At 68.8% G+C, this 26,287-nt stretch carries 23 protein-coding genes; 17 read left to right on the top strand and 6 right to left on the bottom strand.

From position 1 onward, the window contains the following. Positions 1 to 56: 56 nt before the first annotated feature. From LL239_RS07750 to LL239_RS07695, 12 genes are all read left to right on the top strand, one after another. On the top strand, positions 57 to 341 hold the full coding sequence (locus LL239_RS07750) for a metal-sensitive transcriptional regulator (RefSeq protein ID WP_045246014.1): 285 nt from the start codon (positions 57 to 59) through the stop codon (positions 339 to 341). Positions 342 to 392: 51 nt separating this feature from the next. Beyond that, positions 393 to 746 (top strand): heavy-metal-associated domain-containing protein, encoded by a 354-nt coding sequence (locus LL239_RS07745; RefSeq protein ID WP_228162876.1) that lies wholly within the window; start codon positions 393 to 395, stop codon positions 744 to 746. Beyond that, positions 743 to 3,031, top strand: a complete 2,289-nt coding sequence (locus tag LL239_RS07740) for a heavy metal translocating P-type ATPase (protein WP_228162875.1) — start codon at positions 743 to 745, stop codon at positions 3,029 to 3,031. The genes LL239_RS07745 and LL239_RS07740 overlap by 4 nt, the downstream gene beginning before the upstream one ends. 174 nt (positions 3,032 to 3,205) lie before the next feature. After that, positions 3,206 to 3,349 (top strand): YHS domain-containing protein, encoded by a 144-nt coding sequence (locus LL239_RS07735; RefSeq protein WP_308218569.1) that lies wholly within the window; start codon positions 3,206 to 3,208, stop codon positions 3,347 to 3,349. A gap of 29 nt (positions 3,350 to 3,378) precedes the next feature. Further along, entirely contained in the window at positions 3,379 to 3,960 is a 582-nt protein-coding gene (locus LL239_RS07730) for a hypothetical protein (RefSeq protein ID WP_138178304.1), read from the top strand. 155 nt (positions 3,961 to 4,115) lie between these two features. Further along, entirely contained in the window at positions 4,116 to 4,595 is a 480-nt protein-coding gene (locus tag LL239_RS07725) for a DUF6153 family protein (RefSeq protein ID WP_138178302.1), read from the top strand. Between the two features lie 110 nt (positions 4,596 to 4,705). Next, a complete protein-coding gene (locus tag LL239_RS07720) occupies positions 4,706 to 5,332 on the top strand; it encodes a DUF305 domain-containing protein (protein ID WP_228162874.1) in 627 nt (208 codons plus the stop codon). Between the two features lie 211 nt (positions 5,333 to 5,543). Next, positions 5,544 to 6,395 (top strand): F510_1955 family glycosylhydrolase, encoded by an 852-nt coding sequence (locus tag LL239_RS07715; RefSeq protein WP_228162873.1) that lies wholly within the window; start codon positions 5,544 to 5,546, stop codon positions 6,393 to 6,395. 52 nt (positions 6,396 to 6,447) lie between these two features. Next, on the top strand, positions 6,448 to 8,895 hold the full coding sequence (locus LL239_RS07710) for a phosphoketolase family protein (RefSeq protein ID WP_228162872.1): 2,448 nt from the start codon (positions 6,448 to 6,450) through the stop codon (positions 8,893 to 8,895). Continuing rightward, positions 8,892 to 11,486, top strand: a complete 2,595-nt coding sequence (locus LL239_RS07705) for a heavy metal translocating P-type ATPase (protein ID WP_228162871.1) — start codon at positions 8,892 to 8,894, stop codon at positions 11,484 to 11,486. Before LL239_RS07710 ends, LL239_RS07705 begins: the two co-directional genes overlap by 4 nt. Before the next feature lie 19 nt (positions 11,487 to 11,505). Continuing rightward, entirely contained in the window at positions 11,506 to 11,748 is a 243-nt protein-coding gene (locus LL239_RS07700) for a hypothetical protein (RefSeq protein WP_228162870.1), read from the top strand. Next, positions 11,745 to 12,986 (top strand): multicopper oxidase family protein, encoded by a 1,242-nt coding sequence (locus tag LL239_RS07695; protein WP_308218568.1) that lies wholly within the window; start codon positions 11,745 to 11,747, stop codon positions 12,984 to 12,986. The genes LL239_RS07700 and LL239_RS07695 overlap by 4 nt, the downstream gene beginning before the upstream one ends. A 305-nt stretch (positions 12,987 to 13,291) precedes the next feature. Here LL239_RS07695 and glnA read toward each other — a convergent pair whose 3' ends face one another. After that, complete coding sequence (glnA, locus tag LL239_RS07690; RefSeq protein ID WP_228162869.1) at positions 13,292 to 14,716, bottom strand: type I glutamate--ammonia ligase; 1,425 nt, start codon at positions 14,714 to 14,716, stop codon at positions 13,292 to 13,294. A gap of 131 nt (positions 14,717 to 14,847) precedes the next feature. Here glnA and LL239_RS07685 point away from each other — a divergent pair, with 131 nt between their 5' ends. Then, entirely contained in the window at positions 14,848 to 15,276 is a 429-nt protein-coding gene (locus LL239_RS07685) for an RDD family protein (protein ID WP_228162868.1), read from the top strand. 41 nt (positions 15,277 to 15,317) lie between these two features. Here the strand turns inward: LL239_RS07685 and LL239_RS07680 are convergent, their stop codons facing one another. Next, a complete protein-coding gene (locus LL239_RS07680) occupies positions 15,318 to 16,028 on the bottom strand; it encodes a DUF4191 domain-containing protein (RefSeq protein WP_228162867.1) in 711 nt (236 codons plus the stop codon). Positions 16,029 to 16,148: 120 nt separating this feature from the next. On the opposite strand from LL239_RS07680, the gene LL239_RS07675 reads away from it, so the two are divergent. Next, entirely contained in the window at positions 16,149 to 17,195 is a 1,047-nt protein-coding gene (locus tag LL239_RS07675) for a hypothetical protein (protein WP_228162866.1), read from the top strand. Between the two features lie 17 nt (positions 17,196 to 17,212). On the opposite strand, the gene sucB is transcribed toward LL239_RS07675, so the two are convergent. Genes sucB through LL239_RS07660 form a run of 3 tightly spaced genes read right to left on the bottom strand, consistent with a single transcriptional unit; the run spans position 17,213 to position 21,861 of the window. Continuing rightward, complete coding sequence (gene sucB / locus LL239_RS07670) at positions 17,213 to 18,970, bottom strand: 2-oxoglutarate dehydrogenase, E2 component, dihydrolipoamide succinyltransferase (protein ID WP_228162865.1); 1,758 nt, start codon at positions 18,968 to 18,970, stop codon at positions 17,213 to 17,215. A gap of 54 nt (positions 18,971 to 19,024) precedes the next feature. After that, positions 19,025 to 20,398 (bottom strand): dihydrolipoyl dehydrogenase, encoded by a 1,374-nt coding sequence (gene lpdA / locus LL239_RS07665; protein WP_228162864.1) that lies wholly within the window; start codon positions 20,396 to 20,398, stop codon positions 19,025 to 19,027. Continuing rightward, the gene (locus LL239_RS07660) at positions 20,395 to 21,861 is read right to left on the bottom strand and encodes a leucyl aminopeptidase (protein WP_228162863.1); all 1,467 of its coding nucleotides are present in this window, start codon (positions 21,859 to 21,861) and stop codon (positions 20,395 to 20,397) included. Before LL239_RS07660 ends, lpdA begins: the two co-directional genes overlap by 4 nt. 85 nt (positions 21,862 to 21,946) lie before the next feature. Here LL239_RS07660 and LL239_RS07655 point away from each other — a divergent pair, with 85 nt between their 5' ends. From LL239_RS07655 to LL239_RS07645, 3 genes are all read left to right on the top strand, one after another. Beyond that, a complete protein-coding gene (locus tag LL239_RS07655; protein ID WP_228162862.1) occupies positions 21,947 to 22,873 on the top strand; it encodes a proteasome assembly chaperone family protein in 927 nt (308 codons plus the stop codon). A gap of 290 nt (positions 22,874 to 23,163) precedes the next feature. Further along, positions 23,164 to 24,483, top strand: coding sequence for an RNA polymerase sigma factor (locus LL239_RS07650; protein ID WP_228162861.1), 1,320 nt, complete (start codon positions 23,164 to 23,166; stop codon positions 24,481 to 24,483). Continuing rightward, positions 24,480 to 25,178 (top strand): coenzyme F420-0:L-glutamate ligase, encoded by a 699-nt coding sequence (locus LL239_RS07645; RefSeq protein WP_228162860.1) that lies wholly within the window; start codon positions 24,480 to 24,482, stop codon positions 25,176 to 25,178. Before LL239_RS07650 ends, LL239_RS07645 begins: the two co-directional genes overlap by 4 nt. A gap of 59 nt (positions 25,179 to 25,237) precedes the next feature. On the opposite strand, the gene LL239_RS07640 is transcribed toward LL239_RS07645, so the two are convergent. Continuing rightward, entirely contained in the window at positions 25,238 to 26,260 is a 1,023-nt protein-coding gene (locus LL239_RS07640; RefSeq protein WP_228162859.1) for a sugar-transfer associated ATP-grasp domain-containing protein, read from the bottom strand. Positions 26,261 to 26,287: the final 27 nt, after the last annotated feature.

Genomic DNA, 26,287 nt, shown 5'->3' with positions numbered 1-26,287 from the left:
ACTGTCATGTACCCTATACCCCTAGTAGGTATATGGTCAGGTAGGAGGTGGTCGGAATGGCACACGGATACGTGGATGACAAGCAGGCGCTGCTGGCGCGGTTGCGTCGTGCGGAGGGTCAGGTGCGCGGGATCGCGCGGATGGTCGATGAGGACGTGTACTGCATCGACATCCTCACCCAGGTCTCCGCGGTGACGAAGGCGCTGGAGTCGGTCGCGCTGACCCTGCTCGAGGATCACCTCGGGCACTGCGTCGCCCAGGCGACCGCCGAGGGTGGCCCCGTCGCGGAGGAAAAGCTGCGTGAGGCGAACGCCGCGATCGCGCGGCTGGTCCGTTCCTAGAGACATTCGTCCCCACAAACATTCATTCAATGCTCGCGAAGGGAGCACATCATGACCGGACAGGGATTCCAGGACCTCGGACTGCAGGCGACCAGCGGCGGCGGTTGCGCGTGTTGCAGCCCGACCACGCACGGCACCGCGGCGAAGGCCGAGGCTGCACCGCCGGCTCAGCCTGGGGCGGGTGGCGTGTCGGCGCAGTTCCTGGTGGAAGGGATGACCTGCTCGCATTGCGTGCGCAGTGTGACCGAGGAGGTCTCCGCCATCGACGGCGTCTCCGGCGTCGAGGTCGATCTGCACGCGGGCGGCGTCTCGACGGTGACCGTGTCCAGCACCGCCCCGGTGGACGCTGCCCGCGTGAGGGAGGCGGTCGAGGAGGCCGGATACAGCCTCGCCAGCGCGTCATGAGTACGGCTACGGATGTCGATCTCGACATCACCGGGATGACGTGCGCGTCGTGCGCGACGCGGGTCGAGCGGAAGCTGAACAAGCTGCCCGGGGTGGAGGCGACCGTCAACTTCGCCACCGAGAAGGCCCGTGTCCACGCCGAGTCCCCGGTGGCGGTGGAGGAGCTGATCGCGGCCATCGAGCAGGCGGGGTACGGGGCGACCGTTCCTGCCCCACCCGCCACCGACCCCGTCGAGGGGCAAGCTGGTGCGCCTCGCGATGAGGAGCTGCTGTCGTTGCGGCAGCGGCTAATCATCTCGACGCTTCTGGCGGTGCCCGTCGGGGTGCTGTCGATGATCCCTGCGCTGCAGTTCACCTCCTGGCAGTGGCTCGCCCTGACCCTCGCCGCCCCCGTGGTGGTGTGGGGGGCATGGCCGTTCCACCGGGCCGCGGCGATCAACGCCCGCCACGGCGCGGCCACGATGGACACCCTGATCAGCGTCGGCGTGCTGGCCGCGTTCGGCTGGTCGCTGTATGCGCTGTTCTTCGGCGGCGCCGGGATGCCAGGGATGCGGATGAGCGTCACCTTCGTCGGCACCCCGCAGTCCGGCGGTCACGAGGTATACCTGGAGGTCGCCGCGCTGGTGACCGTGTTCATCCTGCTCGGCCGCTACCTCGAGGTCCGCGCCAAGCGGCAGTCCGGGGAAGCGCTTCGAGCCCTGCTCGAGCTCGGCGCGAAGGACGCCGTCGTCCTCCGGACAGGCGTCGAGCAGCGCATCCCCGTCGGCCAGCTCGTCCCCGGCGACCGCGTCGTGGTGCGGCCGGGCGAGAAGATCCCCGCCGACGGCCTGGTCGCCGAGGGCGTCTCGGCGGTGGACGAGTCGATGCTCACCGGCGAGTCCGTGCCGGTGGAAGTCGGCCCCGGCTCCCGCGTCGTCGGCGCGACCGTGAACACCGGCGGTCGCCTGCTGGTGGAGATCACCCGCGTCGGAGCGGACACCGAGCTGGCCCGGATGGCCCGGCTGGTCGAGGAGGCGCAGACCGGCAAGGCGCAGGTGCAGCGCCTCGCCGATCGGGTCTCGGCGATCTTCGTGCCCGTCGTCATCGTCCTCTCGTTGGCCGCGTTCGCCGGCTGGCTGATCGCCGGAGCCGGGCTGGAGGTCGCCTTCACCGCCGCGGTGACGACCCTGATCATCGCGTGCCCGTGCGCGCTCGGGCTGGCGACGCCGACCGCGTTGCTGGTGGGAACCGGCCGCGGCGCGCAGCTGGGCATCCTGATCCGCGGACCGCAGGTGCTGGAGCAGACCCGCCGCATCGACACCGTCGTGCTGGACAAGACCGGCACGGTCACCGCCGGCACCATGACCGTCACCGGCATCCACCCCGCCGAAGACACCGACCCGGCGGAACTGCTCCGAGTCGCCGCCGCGCTGGAGCACGGCTCAGAGCACCCCATCGGCCGCGCCATCACCGCCGCCGCGACCGTTGCGGCAGGCGCGGTGGAGTCCTTCTCCGCCGAAGCCGGTCAGGGCGTGCACGGCATCGTCGAGGGCCGGATGGTCGCTGCCGGCCGCGCCTCGTGGATCACGACGCGATGGGCCATCCCGGTCCCCGAGGAGCTCGCCGCGACGATCGCGGCGGACGAATCGGCGGGAGCGACCGTGACGGTGGTGGCGTGGGACGGGCAGATGCGCGGCACGATCAGCGTCGCCGACACCGTCAAGCCCACCAGCCCCGAGGCGATCGCCCGACTCCGAGCGCTCGGGCTGACCCCGATCCTGCTCACCGGCGACAACCCGGGCGCCGCCCGCGCGATCGCCGACCAGGTCGGCATCGAGGACGTCCGTGCCGGGGTCACCCCGCAGGGCAAGCTCGACACCATCCGAGAGCTCCAGGCCGCGGGACGCGTGGTCGCGATGGTCGGCGACGGCGTGAACGACGCCGCCGCCCTGGCCGCCGCGGACCTCGGCATCGCGATGGGCACCGGCACCGATGCGGCCATCACCGCCGCCGACCTGACCATCGTCTCCGGAGACCTGGTGCTGGTCCCGGATGCGATCCGGCTGGCCCGCCGCACCCTGGGCACGATCAAGGGGAACCTGTTCTGGGCGTTCGCGTACAACGTCGCCGCGATCCCGGTCGCGATGCTCGCCCTGCTCAACCCCATCCTCGCCGGCGCCGCTATGGCGTTCAGCAGCGTGTTCGTGGTCACCAACAGCCTCCGGCTGCGCCGCTTCCGCCCCCTGTCCGTCCCGACCCCCAGCGCAGCCCCGGTCTCGCGGGAGCCCGCCCCGATCCGGGCCTGACCCATCGCTCAAGAAGGAGAAGACATCATGTCCCACGACCACGATCACTCGGGGCGCGACCACACGGATGACCACGCTCACGAGCATGCTCACGGAGCGCAGAATCACAGCGCGCACGAGCATCACCATCACGAGCCTCCGGCGGGGGCAACGAACCTGGTGACCTGTCCGGTGATGCCTGGCAACCGGGTCGATCCGGCGTGGGCCGAGCAACGCGGCCTGTTCCGGGACTACGAGGGCGCCCGCTACTGGTTCTGCTGCCCCGAGTGCGGTCCGCTGTTCGACGCCGACCCGGCCCGCTACGCCCACGCCGCCTGACTGACGACGGCGACAGAACGGAGCGCACGGTGGACACGGCGGTTGGATTGGTGCAAGCGTACTTGCGGGTAAACGGATACTTCACCGTCGCCGAGTACCCGGTGCTGGACGCGGCCGGTGCCGACAGGCCCCGCACCGTCACCGACCTGGACATCCTCGCGATCCGGCTCAACCGCGCACCCGGCGACGATCCGGACCCTGCGCTCGGCGCCCGGCCGGGCATGCCGGACATGATCGTGGGCGAAGTCAAGGAAGGCGCCCCTAAACTCAACCCGGCTATGCGCGACCCCGCTGTGCTGGAAGCCGCCTTCGCGCGGTTCGGCTGCTGCTCACCCGCCGACGCGCCCGCCCTCGTGCAAGAGCTGCTCACGGTCGGGCAGGTCACCGCCCCGGAAGGTCACCTGATTCGCGCCGTCGCGTTCGGCAATACCGCGAATCCAGCCCAATCGGCCTCGTGGCACACCGTCGCCCTCGCGCACGTCCTCGACTACCTCCGTCGCCACCTGGACCGCAACTGGGCGGCCGTCGGACGCACCCAGATCAAAGACGACACCCTCGGGCTGCTCGCACTGATCGAGAAGTCCCATCGCAGCGGGGCCGGCCTACGATGACCGAGCGCCCGACACGTGCCATCCAGGATCTTCGCCCGCACCGCGGCCCGGTTCAGTCGACTCGGCTGGTCACGACGCTCGCGCGTCGCCTCAGGTGCGCGCCGATCAGAATCCGGCGCGCCCGGAGTAACCTGGATGCGGGAAGGAGGTCGGCGGTGAACCACATCCGAGCTCTCGTGCACGCCCGGTCCGGGCTGCACCGGCTCCTGCTGACCTTCACCACCGCCCTTCTGCTGATCGCCGGCCTGCTGGCCATGCATACACTCACCGGCACCCTCTTGGGCGGGCATTCCGACACGACGGCGACCGCGTTCGAATCCGCCCATGTGGACGCCGGCACCGACATGAGCGCCGTCACCGCGACCGAGACCACGCCCGGCATGAACTCCGAAGCTGCTGCCGGTCATTGCGCAGGCGACTGTGGCGGCTCGGGCGGAGTGCCGGATCACTCGATGCTGACGATGGTGTGCGCGCTAGCACTGCTAGCCGCCGCCATCGTGCTGCTGGCGCCGGTCCTGCTGGCTCGCCTCGGCGTCGCCCTCGCCCTGCTGCGACTCCACGGACGCATTGTCCTGGCCGCGCTGCCGCACCCGCGACCACCCTCTCTCCTCGTCCTGTCCATCAGTCGAACCTGATTCCCCGCCCGTGCCGGCGCGACCGCGTGCCGGACGGTTCTCTCGCCGTGCCCACCCCGGGCGGGCGGAATCAGCTCACCCGTTTCGACTGACAGATAAGGACCCCTCTCATGCGTTTCCGTACCCTCGCGCTGACCACCGGCGCTCTCGCCATCGCGCTCGTGCTCGCCGGCTGCGCCCCCACGGGCAGCTCTATGCCCGGCATGGATCACGGCCCCGGCGGCATGACCAGCACGACACCCGACCCCACCGAGGAAGCGTCGTTCAACTCGGCGGACGAGATGTTCGTGACGATGATGATCCCCCACCACGAGCAGGCCATCCAGATGGCCGATCAGATCCTGGCCAAGGACGGCATCGACGAGCGGGTCGTGGCCCTCGCCGAGCAGATCAAGGCCGCTCAGGATCCCGAGATCCAGACCATGAAGGGCTGGCTCGAGGACTGGGGCATCCCCTACGACGACTCCATGTCCGGCATGGGCGGCATGGAGGGCATGGACCACGGCGACGGGATGATGTCCGAGGAGGACATGGCGGCCCTCGATGCCGCTACCGGTGTCGAGGCGACCCGCCTGTTTCTGGAGGGCATGATCACCCACCACCAGGGCGCGGTCATGATGGCCGAGATGGTGCTCGACAACGGGCAGAACCCGGATGTCGCCGCGCTGGCGCAGCAGATCATCGACGGGCAGACCGACGAGATCACCACGATGCAGGACATCCTCGCTACCCTCTGACCCCCCCCGGCCCCTCGGGCGGAGCCGACACCAAGCCGGCTCCGCCCGAGCCCCGGCGACCCGCCAGGCCATCGCTTCCAGGAACCGGCAGCGTGACCCGTCGAAAGGCCCCCGTCATGACGTCCCGCACCCTGGCCGCCTCCCTGGTGGCCATCCTCCTCGCCCTGATCATCCTGTCCGTGGCGACTGTTCTCTTCATCGGAGCCATCGCATGAGAAGCCAAACCATCGCCGTCGCCGCGGCGGCAATCGTCGCCGTCGGGCTCCTCCTGGCCGGCTGCGCGGGCTCTACCGCCCCGGCGCCCGCACCGACCGAGCCTGCGTTCGGGCATGTGCACGGCATCATCGACCTCGGTGAGGGCACCGTGCTGCTCGGCACGCACACGGGCCTGTACACGCTCACTGCCGCCGGCGTGCTCGCAGGCCCGGTGGGAGGCAACGACTTCGACGCGATGGGCCTCACCGCCCACGGCGACACGCTCTACGCATCCGGGCACCCGGGACCGGCCACGCCGACCGAGCTCGGTGAGCACAACCTCGGCATCGTCCGCAGCATCGACGCCGGCGCCACCTGGGAGCCGGTCGCCTTCACCGGGCAGGAAGACTTCCACGTCCTCACCGCCACCGCCGAGGCGATCTACGGGATCGGGTCCAGCTCGATCACCGTGCGCACCAGCCCCGACGGCGGAACCACCTGGGTCGACGGCGCCAATCTGCCTGCCGTCGACCTTGCCGCCACACTCGACGGCGCCCTCTACGCGGCGACGCAGGATGGGGTCCAGGAGAGCCGCGATGCCGGAGCCACCTTCGCCCCTGTCCCCGACGCGCCGCTGCTGTACCTGCTGGAGTCTGATCCGGCGGGCGGGCTGGTCGGCGTCGACACTGACGGCGCCCTCTGGCGCCTCAACGGCGCCGGCTGGGAGAGGTCCGGAACGGCCAGCGGCACCGTCCAGGCGCTCGGCACCACCGCCGACGGCGCGATCGTGCTCGTCGACGACCGCGGCGTCGTGTGGATGCGCGGCACCGAAGCCACCGTGGTCCTCCCGTCAGGAGCACGATCATGAACACCATCACACCCGGCGGCCGCTGCAGCCGCGGATCCGGAGGACACCGACCATGAGCACGACATCGACCCGCTGGGTCCGCCACACCACCCCGCTCACCGCGGAAACCCTGTCCGGGGTGGACGCGTGGTGGCGCGCGGCGAACTATCTGAGCATCGGGCAGATCTACCTGCAGGGCAACCCGCTGCTGCGCACGCCCCTCACCCGTGACGACATCAAGCCGCGGCTGCTGGGGCACTGGGGCACGACCCCGGGGCTGAACTTCCTCTACGCGCACCTGAACCGGGCGATCATCGACCGCGACCTGGACACCCTGTACGTCACGGGGCCAGGGCACGGCGGGCCGGGGATGGTTGCCAACGCCTATCTCGACGGCACTTACACGGAGCTGTTCCCCCAGATCGCTCAGAACGAGGACGGGCTGCGGGCGCTGTTCCGGCAGTTCTCCTTCCCCGGTGGCATCCCCTCGCACGCGTCCCCGGAGACGCCCGGGTCGATCAACGAGGGCGGGGAGCTCGGGTACTCCCTCGTGCACGCCTACGGCGCCGCGTTCGACAACCCGGGCCTGCTGGTCGCGTGCGTGATCGGCGATGGGGAGGCTGAGACCGGGCCGCTGGCCACGGCCTGGCACGGCAACAAGTTCCTCAACCCCGCCCACGACGGCGTCGTCCTGCCGATCCTGCACCTGAACGGTTACAAGATCGCCAACCCGACCGTGCTGTCCCGCATCCCCGAGGAGGAGCTGGTCGCGTTGCTGCGCGGCTACGGTCACGAGCCGTTCGTCGTCACCGTCGGCTTCGACGACGAGGACCCGCGGGAGTCTCACGCGCGGTTCGCGGGAGTGCTGGACACGGTGCTGGACCGCATCGCCGACATCAAGGGCCGCGCCGCGAACGGAACTTTGGAGGGGCGGCCAGTGTGGCCGGCGATCGTGTTGCGCAGCCCGAAAGGCTGGACCTGCCCGCCGGTCATCGACGGGCTCCCCGTGGAGGGCACCTGGCGCGCCCACCAGGTCCCGCTCGCCGAGGTCCGCGACAACCCGGAGCATCTGCGGATCCTCGAGGACTGGCTTCGCTCCTACCGTCCCGACGAACTCTTCGACGCCGCCGGCGCCCCGCTCCCGGCGACGGTCGCGGTCGCGCCAGACGGCGCGCGGCGGATGAGCGCGAACCCCGTCGGCAATGGCGGGCAGCTGAGCGTCCCGCTGCGCCTCGGTGACTTCCGCGCGTACGCGCACCTGGTTCACCCGGATAGGCGGGGCGCCACATCGGCGGAGGCGACTCGGGTGCTCGGAGAATGGCTTGCCGATGTGATCCGGGACAACCCGGACAACTTCCGCATCTTCGGACCCGACGAGACCGCCTCCAACCGGATCGCACCCGCCGTCTACGAAGCCACCGGCAAACAGTGGAACGCGGCCGTGCTCCCTGTAGACGAACACCTCGCCCCGACCGGCCGCGTGATCGAGGTGCTCAGCGAGCACCAGTGCCAGGGCTGGCTCGAAGGCTACGTGCTGACCGGGCGGCACGGGCTGTTCAACTGCTACGAGGCATTCACCCACATCGTCGACTCGATGTTCAACCAGCACGCCAAGTGGCTCGAAGCCGCCCGGTATGTGCCGTGGCGGGAGCCCATCCCGAGCTTCAACTACCTGCTGTCCAGTCACGTCTGGCGGCAGGACCACAACGGATTCAGCCACCAAGACCCCGGCTTCATCGACGTCGCGCTGAACAAGAGCCCCGACGTCGTGCGGGTCTACCTGCCGTTCGACGCGAACACCCTGCTGTCCACCTACGACCACTGCCTGCGTTCCACCGGGTACATCAACGTCGTCGTCGCCGGCAAGCAGCCCGCCCCCCAGTGGCTGACCATGGATGAGGCGATCGAGCACTGCACCCGCGGGCTCGGCATCCTGCCCTGGGCCGGCACCGAGAGCGAAGGCACCGAGCCGGATGTCGTCCTCGCCGCGGCCGGAGACGTGCCCACCCTCGAGACCCTCGCCGCGGCCGCGCTGCTGCGCGAGCACATCCCGGAGTTGAGCGTGCGGGTCGTGAACGTCGTCGACCTGACCCGGCTGCAGTCCGAGGACCAGCACCCGCACGGACTGTCGGACAGGGAGTTCGACGCGATCTTCACTCCCGACAAGCCGGTGATCTTCGCCTACCACGGCTACCCGTGGCTAATCCACCGGCTCACGTACAAGCGCGCGGGGCACCAGAACCTGCACGTCCACGGCTTCGTGGAGAAGGGCACCACGACGACCCCGTTCGACATGGTCATGCTCAACGACCTGGACCGGTACCGGCTCGCGATCGACGTTCTGGATCACGTCCCGGGCCTGGCCGCACGTCACGCCGGACTGCGTCAGGAGTTGCAGGATGCCCGGTTGCGCGCCCGCGCCCACACTCGCGAGCACGGCACCGACATTTCCGCCGTCGCCGACTGGCAATGGCCCCACCCCGGCACCACCGACCCCGCCATCGGGAAGGAACACCAATGAACGACACCAAGACCGTGACGTTGCAGGTCAGCGGCATGATCCGCGCGACTTCGAAGAATGTCACCGAAGCCCACCTGGCCCGCCAGCCGGGTGTGATCAGCGTCGATGCGAACCCCGTCTCGCAGACAGCGACCGTCACCTACGATCCGCAGACCACCTCCGTCGCGCACCTGCAGCAGTGGGTCATCGAATGCGGGTACCACTGCGCCGGGCAGTCCGTGCCCGACCATATCTGTGACCCCACCCACGAGCCGCACAACCACGCGACCATGCAGAGGCACGACACCCATGCCGGTCACGGGACGCACGAGGTGCACACCGATCTGGGCGGGCATCCCCAGCATGCCGGCCATGAACCGCACGACGGGCATGAGGGGCATGAAGATCACCGGACCCCCGGGCAGGGTATCGCGGTCGCTGGCGAGCACCCCCACCCGGCGGCGGGAGCGGGTGATGAGCATGCTGGCCATCCGGCATCCGCCGGGGACGGGCACGATCACGGGACGGAGGCGTCGGGTCACAGTGCGCAGGAGATGATGGGCCACGGCGGGCACGGCGGGATGTCGATGGACGCGATGATCCGCGACATGCGCAACCGGTTCCTGGTCGCGCTGATCCTGTCGATCCCGATCACCCTGTGGTCGCCGATCGGCCGGGAGGTGATCGGGTTCGAGGTGCCGGCCCCGTTCGGGCTGCGCGATGACGTGTTCATGCTGATCCTGTCACTGCCGGTGATCTTCTACTCGGCCTGGATCTTCTTCGACGGGGCGTACCGTGCCCTGCGCGCCCGCACGCTGGACATGATGGTGCTGGTCGCGGTCGGCGTCGGCGCCGGTTGGATCTACAGCCTGATCATCACCCTCACCGGCGGCGGCGAGGTGTTCTACGAGGCCGCGACCGTGCTGGCCACCTTCGTGCTGCTCGGGCACTGGGTGGAGATGCGCGCCCGCGGTGGGGCGAACGACGCCATCCGCCGCCTACTGGAGCTCGCCCCCGCCCGCGCGGTCGTCATCCGTGGCGGTGAGGAGGTGGAGATCCCCACGTCCGAGGTGGTCCCTGGCGACCTGATGCTGATCCGCCCCGGGGCGAAGATCCCCACCGACGGCACCGTGGATGAGGGGGAGTCCGAGGTCGACGAGTCGATGGTCACTGGCGAGTCCATGCCGGTGGAGAAGGCGCCCGGCTCAGAGGTCATCGGCGCGACCGTGAACACCGTCGGCACGCTGCGAGTGAGGGCAACGAAGGTCGGCGCCGACACCGCGCTCGCGCAGATCGTCAAGCTCGTGCAGGAGGCGCAGAATTCCAAGGCACCCGGCCAGCGTCTTGCCGACCGGGCCGCGTTCTGGCTCGTCCTGGTCGCCCTGATCGGCGGCACCCTCACCTTCCTGGTTTGGTTCCTGGCCGGGATGGACGTGCCGATGGCGATCCTGTTCGCCATCACCGTCGTGGTCATCACCTGCCCCGACGCTCTCGGACTCGCGACACCGACCGCGATCATGGTCGGCACCGGCCTGGGCGCCAAGCGCGGCGTGCTGTTCAAGAACGCCTCCGGGATCGAGACCGCCGCCCGCATCGACACAGTCGTGCTGGACAAGACTGGCACCCTCACCAAGGGTGAACCGGAGGTCACCGACTACCTCCCGGTCGGCTTGGACGACCTGGAGCTGTTGTCCCTCGCCGCGGCGCTCGAGCGAGAGTCCGAGCACCCGCTGGCGAAAGCGATCGTGACCTATGCCGACGAACGCGGCATCCCTCGGCGGACCGCGACGGCATTCCGCAACGTCACCGGGCAAGGGGCGATCGCGACCGTCGACGGCCAGCAGGTCGTCCTCGGCAACGCCCGGCTGATGGCATCCGAGGGCATCGACACCAGCGCGGTCGACGCGCAGCAGCAGGAACTCGCCAACGGTGGTCGCACCGCGATCATGTTCGCTGTCGACGGGAAGATCGCCGGGGTCATCGCCCTTGCCGATGCCGCCCGTGACACCGCAAGAGCTGCGATCGACGCGCTGCATGAGCAGGGTATCGAGGTGGCGATGCTCACGGGCGACAACAAGCCCACCGCCGAACGGATCGCGTCGCTGCTGGGCATCGACACGGTCATCGCCGACGTGCTCCCCGAGGACAAGTCCGCGAAGATCGCCGAGCTGCAAAAGGCCGGCAAGAAGGTCGCGATGGTCGGCGACGGCGTCAACGACGCGCCCGCCCTCGCCCAGGCGGACCTCGGCATCGCGATCGGCGCCGGCACCGACGTCGCGATCGAGACCGCCGACGTCGTGCTGATGCGCTCCGACCCGCTGGACGTCGCAATCGCGCTGAAGATCGGCAAGGGAACGCTACGGAAGATGCGGCAGAACCTTGGCTGGGCCATCGGATACAACGCCATCGCGCTGCCCATCGCTGCCGGAGTGTTCTACCCGGCCTTCGGGATCATGCTCACCCCAGAGATCGCCGCCATCAGCATGTCCGGCTCCAGCGTCATCGTCGCGGTCAACGCGCTCCTTCTGAAGCGGCTGCGCCTGCCCGCCCCGGCCGATCCGGCAACCGCGAGCACGCCCACCACGGCCTCGGCGTCCGGCGGCGCGTCATGAACCCTCACGGTGCGTCACGATGAGGGCCGATCGGCGATCGCAGGCGCAGAGGACTCATCGTCTTGACACCACCTACGACGCAGTCCTCTTCGACCTGGACGGCGTCGTGACGAACACCGCCGCCATCCATGCCGCCGCGTGGAAGCAGCTGTTCGACGAGGTGCTGCGAGATCCGCGCGTCCACGTCGATGATCCGCAGAACACCTTCGACCCGGTGGCACCGCAGCCACCTGGGCGTTCGGTTCGATCCCGGCCCCCGTGATCCGTCTCGGCGCTGGAGACACGCTGAAAGCGACCGTGCGCAACCAGCTGGACACCGACACCTCCGTGCACTGGCACGGGCTAGCACTGCGCAACGACATGGACGGCGTACCGCCAGTCACCCAGCAGCCCATTCGGCCCGACGAGAGCTTCGACTATGAGTTCATCGCCTCCGACCCTGGAACTTACTGGTTCCACCCTCACGTCGGGGTGCAGCTGGACCGCGGCCCCTACGGAGCACTGATCGTCGAGGATCCTGCCGAGGCCGGAGATTACGACGACGAATGGGTCATCATCCTCGACGACTGGCTCGACGGCGTTACCGCTACTCCCGACGAGGTCCTCGCCGAGTTGAGCCGGGGGATGGGAACGATGACAGGCGATATGTTCATGCGCATGGGCAACACGCTCATGGGCGCCACGTCCGACCTACTCGGCGGCGACGCCGGTGACGTCTACTACCCGACCTACCTCATCAACGGGAAACCGGCTGGGGACCCCGCCCAGTTCACTGCCTCGCCTGGTCAGCGGATTCGGCTTCGGATCATCAACGCCGGTAGCGACACCGCATTCCGCGTCGTAGTCGGCGGACACACGCTCACGATCACTCACACGGATGGGTTTCCCGTCACTCCGACCGAAGTCGACAGCATCCTCATCGGCATGGGAGAGCGCTACGACGCGGTCATCACCTTTGCAGATGGCGTCTTCCCCCTGATCGCGCAAGCCGAAGGCAAGCGCGACCGCGGCTTCGCGCTCGTCCGTACCGGCGACGGCTCGGTGCCTGCAGTCGACGTAAGCGTCCCGGAACTGGACAGCGACCGCGTCGGTACCGCAGACCTACTCAGGGCAGCCGGTGAGGTAACGCTGCCGACAAGGGGGCCCGATCGGCAGATCTCCATCGCGCTCACCGGAAGCATGGCCGCCTACGACTGGGGCGTCGATGGCCGCCGCTTCGACATGAGGGACCCGCTCCGAGGCGCACATGAGATCCGGCAGGGGGAGCGTGTCCGGCTCACAATCGACAACCAGACGACGATGTGGCATCCCTTCCATCTGCACGGTCACACCTACCAGCATCAAGACGGCGGCCCCCGGAAGGACACCTCGATCATCCTGCCGAAACAGACCCTCACCGTCGACTTCGACGCCGACAACCCCGGCCTCTGGGTCGCCCACTGCCACAACATCTACCACGCAGAAACCGGCATGACCACGGTGATCGGCTATCGGGCGTGACTACGGACCCGGTCACGTCAGTGAACAGGTAACGGCGCCGTCGACCGGACGGGCCGTGGGTCAATGCGGTGTGACCGCATCGTCACACGACGCGGCTTGATTGTCGGTCAACCTGGCCGCGCCGCGGCCGCTGACGGCACCGCAGAAGCGGTCGTCCGTCCCGTCCGAAAACCTGTCCGTTTACTGCCCGTAGCCGTCCGTAAACGTCCAGAGATAGACTGAGCCCCAGACGGCAACTGCCGCCTGGGGCTCAGTAAATTGCTGGCCTCGGAAACCGGGAGTGCGGTCCCTAAGACCCCTCGGAATCAGACCCCGAAGTACAGCTCGTACTCGAAGGGGTGCGGCCGCTGGGCGATCGGCTGGATCTCGTTCTCGATCTTGTACTCGATCCACGTCTCGATGAGCTCCTCCGTGAAGACGCCGCCGGCGAGCAGGAACTCGTGGTCGGCGCGGAGCGCCTCGAGCGAGTCGAGCAGCGAGTTCGGAACCTGCGGGATCCCCTTGGCCTCTTCGGCGGGGAGCTCGTAGAGGTCCTTGTCGACCGGCTCGTGCGGCTCGATGCGGTTCTTGATGCCGTCGATGCCGGCCATCAGCTGCGCCGCGAAGGCGAGGTACGGGTTGCCCGAGGCATCCGGAGCACGGAACTCGATGCGCTTGGCCTTGGGGTTCGTGCCCGTGATCGGGATACGGATGGCCGCGGAGCGGTTACCGGCCGAGTACACCAGGTTGACCGGAGCCTCGAAGCCCTTCACCAGGCGGTGGTAGCTGTTGAGCGTCGGGTTGGTGAAGGCGAGGACGGCGGGGGCGTGGGCCAGGATGCCACCGATGTACCAGCGCGCGATGTCGGAGAGCCCGCCGTAGCCGGTCTCGTCGTAGAACAGCGGCTTGCCGTCGTTCCACAGCGACTGGTGGGTGTGCATACCCGAGCCGTTGTCGCCGAAGAGGGGCTTCGGCATGAAGGTGGCGACCTTGCCCCACTCGAGGGCGGTGTTCTTGACGATGTACTTGAACTTCAGGATGTCGTCGGCCGCGTGCACCATGGTGTCGAAACGGTAGTTGATCTCCGCCTGACCACCGGTGCCCACCTCGTGGTGCGCACGCTCGAGGATGAGGCCCGCCTCGATCAGCTTCAGGCTGATGTCGTCACGCAGGTCGGCCTGCTTGTCGACGGGGGAGACGGGGAAGTATCCACCCTTGTAGGGGGTCTTGTTGGCGAGGTTTCCGCCCTCTTCGACACGACCGGTGTTCCAGGCGCCCTCCTCCGAGTCCACCGAGTAGAAGCTCGCGTTCTGCTTCACCTCGTAGCGGACGTCGTCGAAGATGTAGAACTCGGCCTCGGGGGCGAAGTACGCGGTGTCGGCGATGCCCGTGGAGGCGAGGTACTTCTCCGCCTTCTTGGCAACCTGACGCGGGTCCTTCGAGTAGATCTCACCGTTGCGCGGGTTGTAGATGTCGAAGACCATGATGAGCGTCTTCGCCTCGCGGAACGGGTCGAGGTACGCCGTCGTCACGTCGGGGATGAGCTGCATGTCCGACTCGTGGATGTTCGCGAACCCGCGGATCGACGAGCCATCGAACAGCTGTCCGACGGTGAAGAACTCTTCGTCGACGGTCGAGGCGGGAATGTTGAAGTGCTGCTGCACGCCAGGAAGGTCCGTGAAACGGATGTCGAGGAACTTGACGTCCTCGTCCTGGATGAACTTCAGCACCTCGGACGAATCTTTGAACATGAAGACTCCAGAGGTAGAACATTCGGGATCGGCGGGCCTCGCCCGGCCTCCTCGACCCTATCCAGAACCAGTGTCTCGGCGATATCTCGGATGTTTCGGGCGTGTTACGCGGGCCCGATTACGCTGAAGAGGTGACCGCCCCCGCCGACAACGACTACCCGGGCCAGCGGCTCGGCCTTCCCCGCGAGGGTCGCGGCTCCATCGCGCGACCCGGACGACGCATCGCGGCCCTCCTGGTCGACGTCGCGTGCGCCGGCCTGATCGGGTTCGCCTTCTTCTCGTCCCCCGACCCGGTGACCGGCGTGCCGTTCGCCAATCCTGTCGCGACGAACCTCATTTTCTTCCTCGTTCAGATCGTCTTCATTCCGCTGATCGGGGGAAGCCCCGGTCACCGGCTCCTCGGGATGCGGCTGGAACTGGCATCCGGGGGATGGGTGGGGATCTGGCGCCCGATCGTGCGCACGGTGCTGCTGGGGCTCATCATTCCGGCCGTCGTGTGGGATGCCGACCAGCGGGGTCTGCACGACAAAGCCGTCGGCACGGTCCTGGTCCGAAGCTGACAAACGAGACGGCCCCGCAGGAGCGGGGCCGTTCGTCATGATCAGCGCGGACGCGGAGCGCGCATCTTCGTCGGGTCGACGCCCTTCGGGATCGGCAAGGACGACAGCCCCTGCGAGACCGACGACACGCGCTTGATGATGGCGGCCTGCGTCGTGCGATCGACCTTTTTCGGAAGAGCCTTGATCGCGGACGCCAGGTCCTTGATCTGCACCTCGTCATCACCGTGGCCGACGTAGAGCACCGTGACGGGCGCACCGGCGGCCACGCGCTGCACGCGGGCACGCTCTTCGTTGATGAGCCGCGACAGGCGTGTGCGCGAACCCTCGCCGATCAGGACCACACCGCCGCGGCCGATGGCCCGGTAGACGGCCTCCTGCGTGCGCGGGTTGACGCCGATCGGGGTCTCAGAGGCCTGCCAGTTCCGCCCGAGCGACGACGAGAGCACGTGGCCGGTGGCTCCCGGCATCCCGTCGATCTTCCGGTACATCGCGCGTGTGGAGAGACGCGTCATCATGATCATCGCGACCAGGATGCCGGCGAGCAGACCCGTCACACCCCAGAGGATGACGCTCCAGGCGGCGACCGGAGGGATCAGGAACCCGACGACGACGCCCAGGCCGATGCCCGCGAGCACGATGCCGGCCAGGGCGAAGGGGAGCCAGCGGTACTCCTTCTGCGTGAAGGTGTACAGGGTGCGAAGCTGGGAGAAGAATCCCGGACGCTTCTCGGGGGTGGAGGTGCGAGCGGCCATGGGAACGATTCTATCTTCGCCCCTGGCACGCCTCCTCCCCATCGGCGCCGATCGCGAGTCCATCCCCGTCAGCGGCTCGGATCCCCTCGGGCGGTCCCTACAGCGCGCGAGCATCGGGGAATGCACTCGAGCCCCTTCGACACGACGATCGACAGCGTCGCAGGTCACCTGCACCGGCGACGGCGCAGCGGCGTTCCTCTGACGGCCGGCGAAGCGGCCACACTGGCCATCGCGGTCGTACGCGGGTGCGCGGACGCACCGTCGAGAGCAGTCGGAGCGCAGTGGCGGCTCACTGCGGAGGGCCGGCCGGTGCTCTGCGAAGACCCTCGCGGCCCGGACGTGCTCACCGTGACCGCAGCCGTCCTCGACGACCTGGTGTCTCTCGTCGACGCCGACGTCCGGCCCGGCTTCGCGCGCCTCCACGACGGCGTTCTCACCGACCCGCCCCCGGTGTGGGCCCGGCTCGAGCGACGTCTGCTCGCGGTGGTTGATCCACGCCCGCTCGTGCTCGGGCCGCTGACGCCTGTGGTCCCCGAAGCGCCGTCGACACAGCGCGAAGACCCTCTGGACGCCCAGGGCGCGCCGCGCATCGACCGCTTACGGACCCTCGCCCGCCGTCTCAGGCCGCGCGTCGTGCTCACCGGGGTAGGGGTGGCGGCGGTCGTCGCGACCGCCGCGCTGTCGATCGCGCCGCCATCGGCGGCTCCCGATGCGAACGGGGAGACTCTGCCGGCTCGTTCACGTTCGACACCGGCCGCGAGCAGCAGCGAAACGCCGTCGGTGGCGGCGCCGGCGACACATGCATCAGACGGCGCGAAGCCGGACGGCGTCGCCGCGCAGCGGGCAGACGCAGAGTCGACGTCCTCACCGCCAGCGCGAACCCCGTCGCCCGATGACGTAGCGGCGGCCGTCGCCGCGGTTCTGACCGCCGTCGCGACGTGCGACGACGACGCGTGCGCTTCCGCCCTCCGGGAGTCTCCCGCCGAGCCGGACGAGCCCCGGCCCCTGGATCCGGCTACCTCCGACCTCGCGATGATCGACGATCTCGGAGGTCTCGTGGTCGTGCGCCTCACCGCCGGCGACCACGCCCAGTACGTCACACTCGTCCGCGATGAAGACCGATGGCTGGTCCGCTCCGTCAGAGACGTCGCGGACCAGCCATCATGAGCCGGGAGTCGGGTCGGTCAGATCCCGAGGTCTCCCTCGAACTGCGCCGCCTCGAGACGGGCCTTCACGGCACCGAGGAACCGAGCAGCGTCGGCGCCGTCGATGATGCGGTGGTCGTACGACAGCGCGAGATAGACGTAGGAACGGACCGAGATCGCATCCTTGCCGTCGACCGAGACCACACCGGGCTTCTTCACGACCGCGCCCAGGCCGAGGATGGCCGACTGCGGGAGGAAGACGATCGGAGTGTCGAACAGCGCGCCGCGCGATCCCGTGTTGGTCAGCGTGAACGTGCCGCCGGCGAGCTCGTCCGGCTTGAGCTTGTTGTCGCGCGTGCGGGCAGCCAGGTCGGCGATCTCGCGCGCGAGCTGAGCGATGTTCTTCTCGCCGGCGTCCTTGACGACCGGGGTGAGGAGGCCGCGCTCGGTGTCGACGGCGATGGAGACGTTCTCGTGGGCGGGGTAGACGATCTCGTCGCCCTCGACCGTCGAGTTGATGATCGGGTAGGTCTTCAGCGCCTCCACCGCGGCGAGAGCGAAGAAGGGAAGGAACGACAGCTTGTCGCCCGTCTTCTGCTGGAACTCGCCCTTCACGCGGTCGCGCAGCGCCGCCACCTTGGTGACGTCCACCTCGACCACGGTCGTGAGCTGCGCCGTCGCCTGCATCGACGCCACGGCCCGCTCGGCGATGACCTTCCGCAGACGGGACATCTTCTGCGTGGTGCCGCGCAGCGGCGAAACCTCGATCGGAGCGGCCGCGGCAGTGGTCTGCGCCGGGGCAGCCGCGGCAGCGGGGGCAGCCTTGGCCGCCTCGGCCGCCTTGAGCACGTCTTCCTTGCGGATACGACCACCGACACCGCTGCCGGTCACCGTCGAGAGGTCGACACCCTGCTGCTGAGCAAGGCGACGCACGAGCGGCGTGACGTAGGTGACCTCGTCACCACTGGACGCGGGCGCAGCAGCCGGTGCAGCAGGCGCGGCGGGCTTCTCCTCCGGCGCGGCCGGCTTCTCCGCAGCGGGCGCGGGCTGCTCGGCGGGCTTCTCGGCCGCGGGCGCGGGTGCCTCCTGCACCTCGTTCGGCTGCGGCTGCTGCATCGGCTTGTCTTCGATCGCCGGCGCGGGCTGCGCCTCCGCAGGAGCGGCTGCGCCGCTGCCGATGCGGGCGAGGGCCGAACCCACCGCGACGGTCTCGTCCTCCTGAACCAGGATCTCCTGCAGCGTGCCGGCCACCGGGGACGGGATCTCGGTGTCGACCTTGTCGGTGGAGATCTCGAGGAGCGGTTCGTCCACTGCCACATCGTCGCCGACCGCCTTCAGCCAGCGAGTGATCGTGCCCTCGGTGACGCTCTCGCCCAACTCGGGCAGCTTGACCTCGGTGGAGTCGCCGGAGGGGGCGGGGGCCGGGGCTGGCTGCTCGGCGGGAGCCTCCTCCGCAGGCGCTTCTTCTGCGGCCGCGGGCTCAGCGGGCGCCGGGGCGGCCTCCGCGGCGTCCTCTGCGGGCGCCGCCTCGGGGGCGTCGTCGGACGAGGCGGCACCGGAGCCGTCGCCGATCTTGGCCAGGATGGCGCCGACCTCAACGGTCTCGTCCTCCTGGACGAGGATCTCCTCGATCACGCCCGAGACGGGCGAGGGAATCTCGGTGTCGACCTTGTCGGTCGAGATCTCCAAGAGACCTTCGTCCTCCTGGACGGTGTCACCGACCTGCTTGAGCCAGCGGGTGACCGTTCCCTCGGTCACGCTCTCGCCGAGAGCGGGGAGGACGACGGAAGTGCTCATGGATATGTCTCCTTCGTACCGGATGCGGTGTCTAGCTTAGTGACGGCTGGGGGATCAGAGTGCGTGCAGCGGCTTGCCCGCCAGGGCGAGGAAGGCCTCGCCCAGTGCTTCGCTCTGAGTGGGGTGGGCGTGGACGAACGGGGCGATGTCCTCGGGGTGGGCTTCCCATCCGACCGCGAGCTGCGCCTCGGTGATGAGTTCGCCGACCCGGTCGCCCACGAGATGGGCGCCGACGACGGGACCGTCGACACGGCGGACGATCTTGACGATGCCCGCCGTTCCGATGATCTCGCTGCGTCCATTGCCCGCGAGGTTGTATTCGTACGCGCGGACGGCGTCGGCGCCGAAACGTTCCTGCGCCTGGGCCTCGGTCAAGCCGACCGAGGCGACCTCGGGATGCGAGTACGCGACGCGGGGCACGTCGGTGTCGGGCACGGGCACCGGCGACAGGCCTGCGATCTGCTCGGCCACGAAGATGCCCTGCTGGAATCCGCGGTGGGCCAACTGCAGCCCCGGCACGATGTCGCCGACCGCCCACACATGGGGGACCGTCGTGCGCAGAAGCTCGTCGGTCTGAACGAATCCGCGGTCGAGCCGGACGCCGGCCTCCTCGAACCCCATACCCGCAGTGGCGGGACCTCGACCGACCGCAACGAGCACGTAGTCGGCATCCAGGTTCGTGCCATCGTCCAGGACGACGGTGACCGCGGTCTCGGACTGGGCGATCGACGAGAAACGCCGGCCCAGCTGGCAGGAAATGCCACGCTTGCGGAACGCGCGCTCGAGGGCCTTGCTGGACGAGGCATCCTCGGCCGGCAACAGGTGCGGCAGGGCCTCGACGATCGTGACCTCCACGCCGAACGAACGCCAGACGCTGGCGAACTCCACGCCGATCACGCCACCGCCGAGCACGACGACACGCTCGGGCACGACGTCGAGATCCAGTGCGTGCTCGCTGGTGAGGACACGCCCGCCGATCTCGAGTCCGGGGAGCGTACGGCTGTACGAACCGGTCGCGAGGATCACGTCGGATCCGCGATAGACGTCTTGACCCACGCGCACCGCGGGACCGGCCTCCAGAGCGCCCTCACCGGGGACGACGCGGATACCACGTGCGGAGATCAGGCCCTCGAGGCCCTTGAACTTCTTGGCGACGATCCCCTCGCGATACGCCCGAACCCGTGCCGGGTCGATCCCGTCAAACGACGCCTGCACGCCGATATCGCCGGCGCTCCGGGCCGCGTCGGCGACCTCAGCGGCGTGGAGGAGGGCCTTGGTGGGGATGCAACCACGGTGCAGGCACGTGCCGCCGAGCTTGTCCTTCTCGACGAGGACGACGTCCTTCCCCAGCTCGGCGAGGCGCAGCGCAGCGGCGTAGCCACCGCTCCCGCCGCCGAGCACGACGACATCGGCGGTGTATTCGGTCACCGCACGCTCCCGGCCGCGATCAGCTCGATCAGGGATCGCACCGTCGCTCCGGTCACGCCCTTGTCGGTGAAGCCGTACGGCGCTGCCTTGTTCATGCCGACGCCCGCGATGTCGAGATGCACCCAGGGGATGCGAGGGGCGTCGGCGTCATCCGACACCCGTCCGACGAAGTGCCGGAGGAAGAGAGCGGCGAAGAGCGACCCACCCGCGGGATCGCCGATCTTCGCGTTCTGGAGATCGGCGATGGGGGAGTCCAGTTCGTCGACCATATGGTCGGGAAGCGGGAGCTGCCAGGCGAGTTCGGCCACCCGACCCGCCGCGGCGAGATACTCGGCTACCGCCTCGTCCTCACCCATGACACCGGTGTGGCGGTTGCCCAACGCAACCGTGATCGCGCCGGTGAGGGTCGCGACGTCGACGATGAGGTCGGGGTTCTCCCGGCTCGCGGCGACGAGGCCGTCCGCGAGGACGAGTCGTCCCTCCGCGTCGGTGTTGAGCACCTCGACGGTGCTCCCGTCGAGCATGCGCAAGACGTCTCCCGGGCGCGTCGCACGCCCGGAGGGCATGTTGTCCGCGATACACAGCCACGCGCTCACGCGGACCGGCAACGCCATCTCGGCGGCAGCTCGGAGGACGGCGAGCACCGTCGCCGCGCCGCACATGTCGTACTTCATGCCGACCATGGATGCCGCGGGCTTCAACGACAAGCCACCGGTGTCGAAGGTGATGCCCTTGCCGACCAGAGCGACGTGGCGCCCGGCTTCGGTGGGGGAGTATTCGAGGTGGACCAGGCGGGGAGGACGGTCCGATCCCTGGCCGACACCGAGGATTCCTCCGTAGCCGCCCTCCGTGAGGGCGTACTCGTCGAGCACCTCGACCTTCACCGGAAGACCGTCGACGGCCGCCACCGCCGCGTCGGCGAAGTCGGCGGGTCCCAGCCACTCGGCAGGGGCGGTCACGAGGTCCTTTACGAGCGCGACGGCGCCGGCGACGGCCGCGACCGCCTTCTGCTCGGCATCCGTGGGCGCTTCGGCGGTGTGGATCGTCACACGCGAGGCGCGGGGCTTGGGCGTCTCGCTCTTGTAGCCGGCGAAGCGATAGCCGCCGAGCGCGGCGCCCTCTGCCAGCGGCGCCCAGGTCGTGTCGACGAGCGACTGCACCGCGACGTGCTCGAAGCCGGTCAACTGACGCAGTCCCGTCCCGACCGCGTCGCGCAGCGCGGCGGCATCCGGGGCGGGCCCGGCGCCGACGACGGCGACAGGGCGGGTGACGCCGGGAACGTGCACGCGCTGGAACGAACCGGAGGCACCGGAGAAACCCACCGACTCGAGCGAGGCGTTGAGGCCGTCCCAGCCCTGCGGATCGGGCGCGGTCCCGCCGGACTTCGCGACCACGAGGAGGATCGCGTCGGCGTCGGAGTCGAGGACGGAGACATCGGTGTGCGTCACGGAGGGGAAAGGCATAGCTTCCATCCTAGGTTCGCGGGTGTTCGCTAGAAGCGGGACGCTCCGCCGCCGCCGTGTCCGGAGCGGCTCGTAGAGTGGACGTATGCCGTATCCCGCGCCGCTGTACGACCGCGCTCCCGCCGCGCCGCCGGTGCCGTCCGGGCTCCCGCTCGTCATCGCGCTGACCGGGTTCACCGACGCCGGGGGCGCCGTGGCCCGCCTGGTGGAGTACTTCCGCGACGACCTCGAGCCCCACCCCGTCGTCGTCTTCGACAACGACACGCTGCTCGACTACCGCGCGCGGCGACCGCTCATCACGTTCGTCGAGGATCACCTCACCGACTACCGCCCGCCGCGTCTCGAGCTGTCGCTCGCCCACGACTCGCTCGGCCACCCGTTCCTCCTACTGGCGGGATACGAGCCGGACTTCCTCTGGGAGGCCTTCGTGGAGAGCGTCCTCGAACTCAGCGCCGGCCTGCAGGTGTCGTCGGTCACCTGGGTGCACGCGATCCCCATGCCCGTGCCCCACACGCGGCCGATCGGCACGACCGTCAGCGGTACCCGCGCCGACCTCGCCGAGGCCCACTCGGTCTGGCGTCCGCACACCCACGTGCCCTCGACGGTCGGTCACCTCCTCGAATACCGGTTCGCCGAAGCCGGGGCCAAGGTGGCCGGATTCGCTCTGCTCGTCCCTCACTATCTCGGCGACACCGAGTACCCGGCGGCCACTCTCGCCGCACTCGACAGCTTGACCGTCGCGACGGGTCTGGTCTTCTCGGGCGAGGTGCTGCGCGAAGAGAACCGGGAGTTCGTGAGCAAGGTCGCCGAGCAGGTTGAGGGCAGCGACGAGCTCACCCGGATGCTGCAGGGTCTCGAGGAGCGGTACGACGCCTATATGGCGGGCTCCACGCAGGCGACCCCGATCATTCACACGGGCGACCTCCCGAGTGCGGACGAACTGGCCGCCGAGCTCGAACGATTCCTCGCGACCCGTCCCGGCGACGACGACCGCCGCGGACGCATGGGCTGAGCTCCCGCACGCGAGCACGGATACCGCCGCCATCAGAACCGACGCGGGGGAGGCAGAGCGGACTGATCCCCGGGACGTCGAGGAATACGTCGACCGGCGAATCCGTTGCATACGCATAGATGCCCGGTGCGCGTCAAGTCCCGCGCCCCGGATGTGAGACAATGAAGAACCTGACCCGTTGTCGGCCGAACCTGGAGCCCGCTCCACAGGATCGGACTTGACAAGGGTCTTACTAGTGTCCGAGAACGACCGGCGGCCGTGCAACGTACGTTCCCGGTGAAAGGCGAAACGTGGCAGGCACGAACACCAAGACCCGCTCCCGCAGTGAGAAGGACACCGACCTCGACACCGCGGAGGAGACCACGACCGCGTCGAAGAAGACCGCGGCCAAGAAGGCCCCCGCCAAGGGCAAGGCGACGCCGGCCAAGGCGAAGTCGAAGACCAAGGCCGAGGACGACCTCGACGAGGAAGACATCGAGGAAGACCTCGACGAAGAGATCGAGGTCGCGGACGACTCCGACGACGACACCGACGACGACGACACCTCCAAGCCCGCGGCGAAGAAGGCCGACGACGACACCGACGACGACGACGAGACCCCGGCGGCGCCGACCGAGGCGCTGCCCACCGGCGCGATCGTCATCTCCTCGAGCGACGAGGACGACGTCCCCGTCTACTCGACGCAGATCACCGGCGCGACCGCCGATCCGGTCAAGGACTACCTCAAGCAGATCGGTAAAGTCCCGCTGCTGAACGCGGCCGAAGAGGTCGAGCTCGCCATGCGCATCGAGGCGGGTCTGTTCGCCGAAGAGAAGCTGTCGAACATGTCGGCGGCCGAGAAGACGAGCCAGCTCGGTCTCGACCTGCAGTGGGTGGCCCGTGACGGTCAGCGCGCGAAGAGTCACCTGCTCGGCGCCAACCTTCGTCTGGTCGTCTCGCTCGCCAAGCGCTACACCGGGCGTGGCATGCAGTTCCTCGACCTGATTCAGGAGGGCAACCTCGGCCTCATCCGTGCGGTGGAGAAGTTCGACTACACCAAGGGCTTCAAGTTCTCCACGTACGCCACGTGGTGGATCCGCCAGGCGATCACGCGCGCCATGGCCGACCAGGCCCGCACGATCCGCATCCCGGTGCACATGGTCGAGGTCATCAACAAGCTCGCCCGCGTCCAGCGCCAGATGCTGCAGGACCTCGGTCGCGAACCCACGCCCGAAGAGCTCAGCCGCGAACTCGACATGACGCCCGAGAAGGTCATCGAGGTTCAGAAGTACGGCCGCGAGCCCATCTCCCTCCACACGCCGCTCGGCGAGGACGGCGACAGCGAGTTCGGTGACCTGATCGAGGACACCGAGGCGGTCGTTCCGGCCGACGCGGTGGGCTTCACGATGCTGCAGCGTCAGCTGGAGTCGCTTCTCGACTCGCTCAGCGAGCGCGAGGCCGGCGTCATCCGCATGCGCTTCGGTCTCGGCGACGGTCAGCCCAAGACCCTCGACCAGATCGGCGACACCTTCGGCGTGACGCGCGAGCGCATCCGCCAGATCGAGTCGAAGACGATGGCCAAGCTCCGGCACCCCAGCCGGTCGCAGTCGCTCCGGGACTACCTCGAATGAGCGGTCAGGCCAACGCCGGCAAGGCACTCACCGTCTCCGTCGAGGGCACGACCTTCGCGCGCATCCCGATCCGGACGCGCGTGGTCATGCCCGGCGACGACCTCGACGCGTTCATCCTCGAGTACGCGAAGGATGCCGTCCAGCCGGGCGACCTGCTGTTCGTCACCGAGAAGATCGTCGCGATCACGCAGGGCCGTTCGTACAAGCTCGACAGCATCAAGCCGCGCAAGCTCGCGCTGTTCCTGTCGAAGTACGTCACCCGTACGCCCTACGGCATCGGACTCGGTATGCCCGAGACGATGGAGATGGCGCTGCGAGAGTGCGGCACCCCGCGCATCCTCTTCGCCGCGGCCGTTTCGGCCGTGACGAAGGCGTTCGGACGCAAGGGCGACTTCTACCGCATCGCAGGAGACAAGGCCCGCGCGATCGACGGCCCCACCAAGGGAACCATCCCGCCGTACAACCAGGCCGTGGTCCTCGGACCGGAGCGTCCGCGCGAGGTCGCAACGCACCTGAAGGCCCTGCTCGGCATCGACCTCGAGGTCGCCGTCGTCGACATCAACGACTTGGGTGGCAACATCCTCGGCTCCACGATGGACAAGGCCGGTGAGAAGCGCCTCGTCGCGATCCTCAAGGACAACCCGCTCGGTCAGGGACACGAGTCCACGCCGCTCGGCATCGTCCGCGCCGCCTGAAACCACACGCCGAAAAGGCCCGCCCCGATCCCGGGGCGGGCCTTTTCGGCATCCGGACGTCAGAAACCGATAGCGGCGCGGTAGCGCGGCTTGTGACCGGTGCGGATGCCGGTGACGCTGGGCTTGTTCTCGTACACGCCCGCGCCCCAGTTGCCCTCCACGAGGACGGGACCGTCCGGCCCCACGACGATGTCCCAGCCGACGTACTGCACCTGGGGAACCACGCGGGCGACGCGGTCGACGAACTCCTTCACCTCGTCGATCATCGGCAGCTGGAAGTCGCCGATGCGGACGCCGGAGTCGGGGTGCACCTCGTGCACGTGTCCGTGCGAGTCGTAGCCCGCACCGAGGGCGTGGCCGTTCTCGTCGAGCATCGTGTAGAAGCCGCCGAAGGTCATCTGGTCGCTGACGGCGCCACGGCCGAACTTCTGGGCCATCGCCAGGATGTGGGTCTTCTCGCCATCGAAGAACGCCGTGACACGCGTGGTGTTGACCGTGCCCGGGCAGACGGCCGCGAGGTCGTCGTGCTGGCGGATGACCTCTTCGACGAGGATCTCGCCGCGTTCGAGCAGACCGCGGTGGAACTGTGCCCAGTCCTCGACCTCGGCGGCGTGGTACCGGTGCACACCGGTACCGGCCTGGCCCACGGGCTCCTTCGTGACGATGGTGCCGAGCCGCTCGGTGAAGGCGCGCAGCTCGTCGGCATTCGTCTCGTCGACGACCATCCAGTCACGGCGCAGGAACTCGCTGAAGCGACGGTCGAACTCGACCTTGTCCTGGAAGATGTAGCGGTAATCCGGGTGGTCGTACTTCTGCGAGATCTGGTTGGACACGGGGTGCGTCATGTAGGTCGCGCGCTCGGCGGGGCTGAGGATCGCGAAGTCGTAGTCGATGTAGTCCTGGAAGCCGACGTTCTTCACACCCGCCTGGTACAGCATGTCGGCCACGACGAGCGGGAGGGACTTTCCGTGCTGCGCCGAGGCCTCCCTCGCTCGCTCGATCACCGACCCGACGTCGATGCGGCGGGCGCGCCCGGCGAGATAGCGCAGGCGGGGCACGAGGGAGAAACCTTGCTGAGGCATTGACGCTCCGAGGTCGGCGACGGGGGA

Origin of the sequence: Microbacterium testaceum (assembly GCF_020781835.1) — a bacterium.
Taxonomy (GTDB): Bacteria; Actinomycetota; Actinomycetes; order Actinomycetales; family Microbacteriaceae; genus Microbacterium; species Microbacterium testaceum_H.
Note: the sequence above shows the minus strand (reverse complement) of the source record. Positions and strands in the feature narration are given on the sequence as shown.

What these genes read in the sequence shown, in the direction of transcription:
- LL239_RS07705 (WP_228162871.1), top strand. Translation starts at nt 8,892, where the DNA reads ATGAACGACACCAAGACCGTGACGTTGCAGGTCAGCGGCATGATCCGC.
- LL239_RS07645 (WP_228162860.1), top strand. Translation starts at nt 24,480, where the DNA reads ATGAGCGGTCAGGCCAACGCCGGCAAGGCACTCACCGTCTCCGTCGAG.
- LL239_RS07710 (WP_228162872.1), top strand. Translation starts at nt 6,448, where the DNA reads ATGAGCACGACATCGACCCGCTGGGTCCGCCACACCACCCCGCTCACC.
- LL239_RS07680 (WP_228162867.1), bottom strand. Translation starts at nt 16,028, where the DNA reads ATGGCCGCTCGCACCTCCACCCCCGAGAAGCGTCCGGGATTCTTCTCC.
- LL239_RS07715 (WP_228162873.1), top strand. Translation starts at nt 5,544, where the DNA reads ATGAGAAGCCAAACCATCGCCGTCGCCGCGGCGGCAATCGTCGCCGTC.
- glnA (WP_228162869.1), bottom strand. Translation starts at nt 14,716, where the DNA reads ATGTTCAAAGATTCGTCCGAGGTGCTGAAGTTCATCCAGGACGAGGAC.
- LL239_RS07750 (WP_045246014.1), top strand. Translation starts at nt 57, where the DNA reads ATGGCACACGGATACGTGGATGACAAGCAGGCGCTGCTGGCGCGGTTG.
- LL239_RS07660 (WP_228162863.1), bottom strand. Translation starts at nt 21,861, where the DNA reads ATGCCTTTCCCCTCCGTGACGCACACCGATGTCTCCGTCCTCGACTCC.
- sucB (WP_228162865.1), bottom strand. Translation starts at nt 18,970, where the DNA reads ATGAGCACTTCCGTCGTCCTCCCCGCTCTCGGCGAGAGCGTGACCGAG.
- LL239_RS07735 (WP_308218569.1), top strand. Translation starts at nt 3,206, where the DNA reads ATGCCTGGCAACCGGGTCGATCCGGCGTGGGCCGAGCAACGCGGCCTG.
- LL239_RS07720 (WP_228162874.1), top strand. Translation starts at nt 4,706, where the DNA reads ATGCGTTTCCGTACCCTCGCGCTGACCACCGGCGCTCTCGCCATCGCG.
- LL239_RS07700 (WP_228162870.1), top strand. Translation starts at nt 11,506, where the DNA reads ATGAGGGCCGATCGGCGATCGCAGGCGCAGAGGACTCATCGTCTTGAC.
- LL239_RS07740 (WP_228162875.1), top strand. Translation starts at nt 743, where the DNA reads ATGAGTACGGCTACGGATGTCGATCTCGACATCACCGGGATGACGTGC.
- LL239_RS07655 (WP_228162862.1), top strand. Translation starts at nt 21,947, where the DNA reads ATGCCGTATCCCGCGCCGCTGTACGACCGCGCTCCCGCCGCGCCGCCG.
- LL239_RS07745 (WP_228162876.1), top strand. Translation starts at nt 393, where the DNA reads ATGACCGGACAGGGATTCCAGGACCTCGGACTGCAGGCGACCAGCGGC.
- LL239_RS07675 (WP_228162866.1), top strand. Translation starts at nt 16,149, where the DNA reads ATGCACTCGAGCCCCTTCGACACGACGATCGACAGCGTCGCAGGTCAC.
- LL239_RS07640 (WP_228162859.1), bottom strand. Translation starts at nt 26,260, where the DNA reads ATGCCTCAGCAAGGTTTCTCCCTCGTGCCCCGCCTGCGCTATCTCGCC.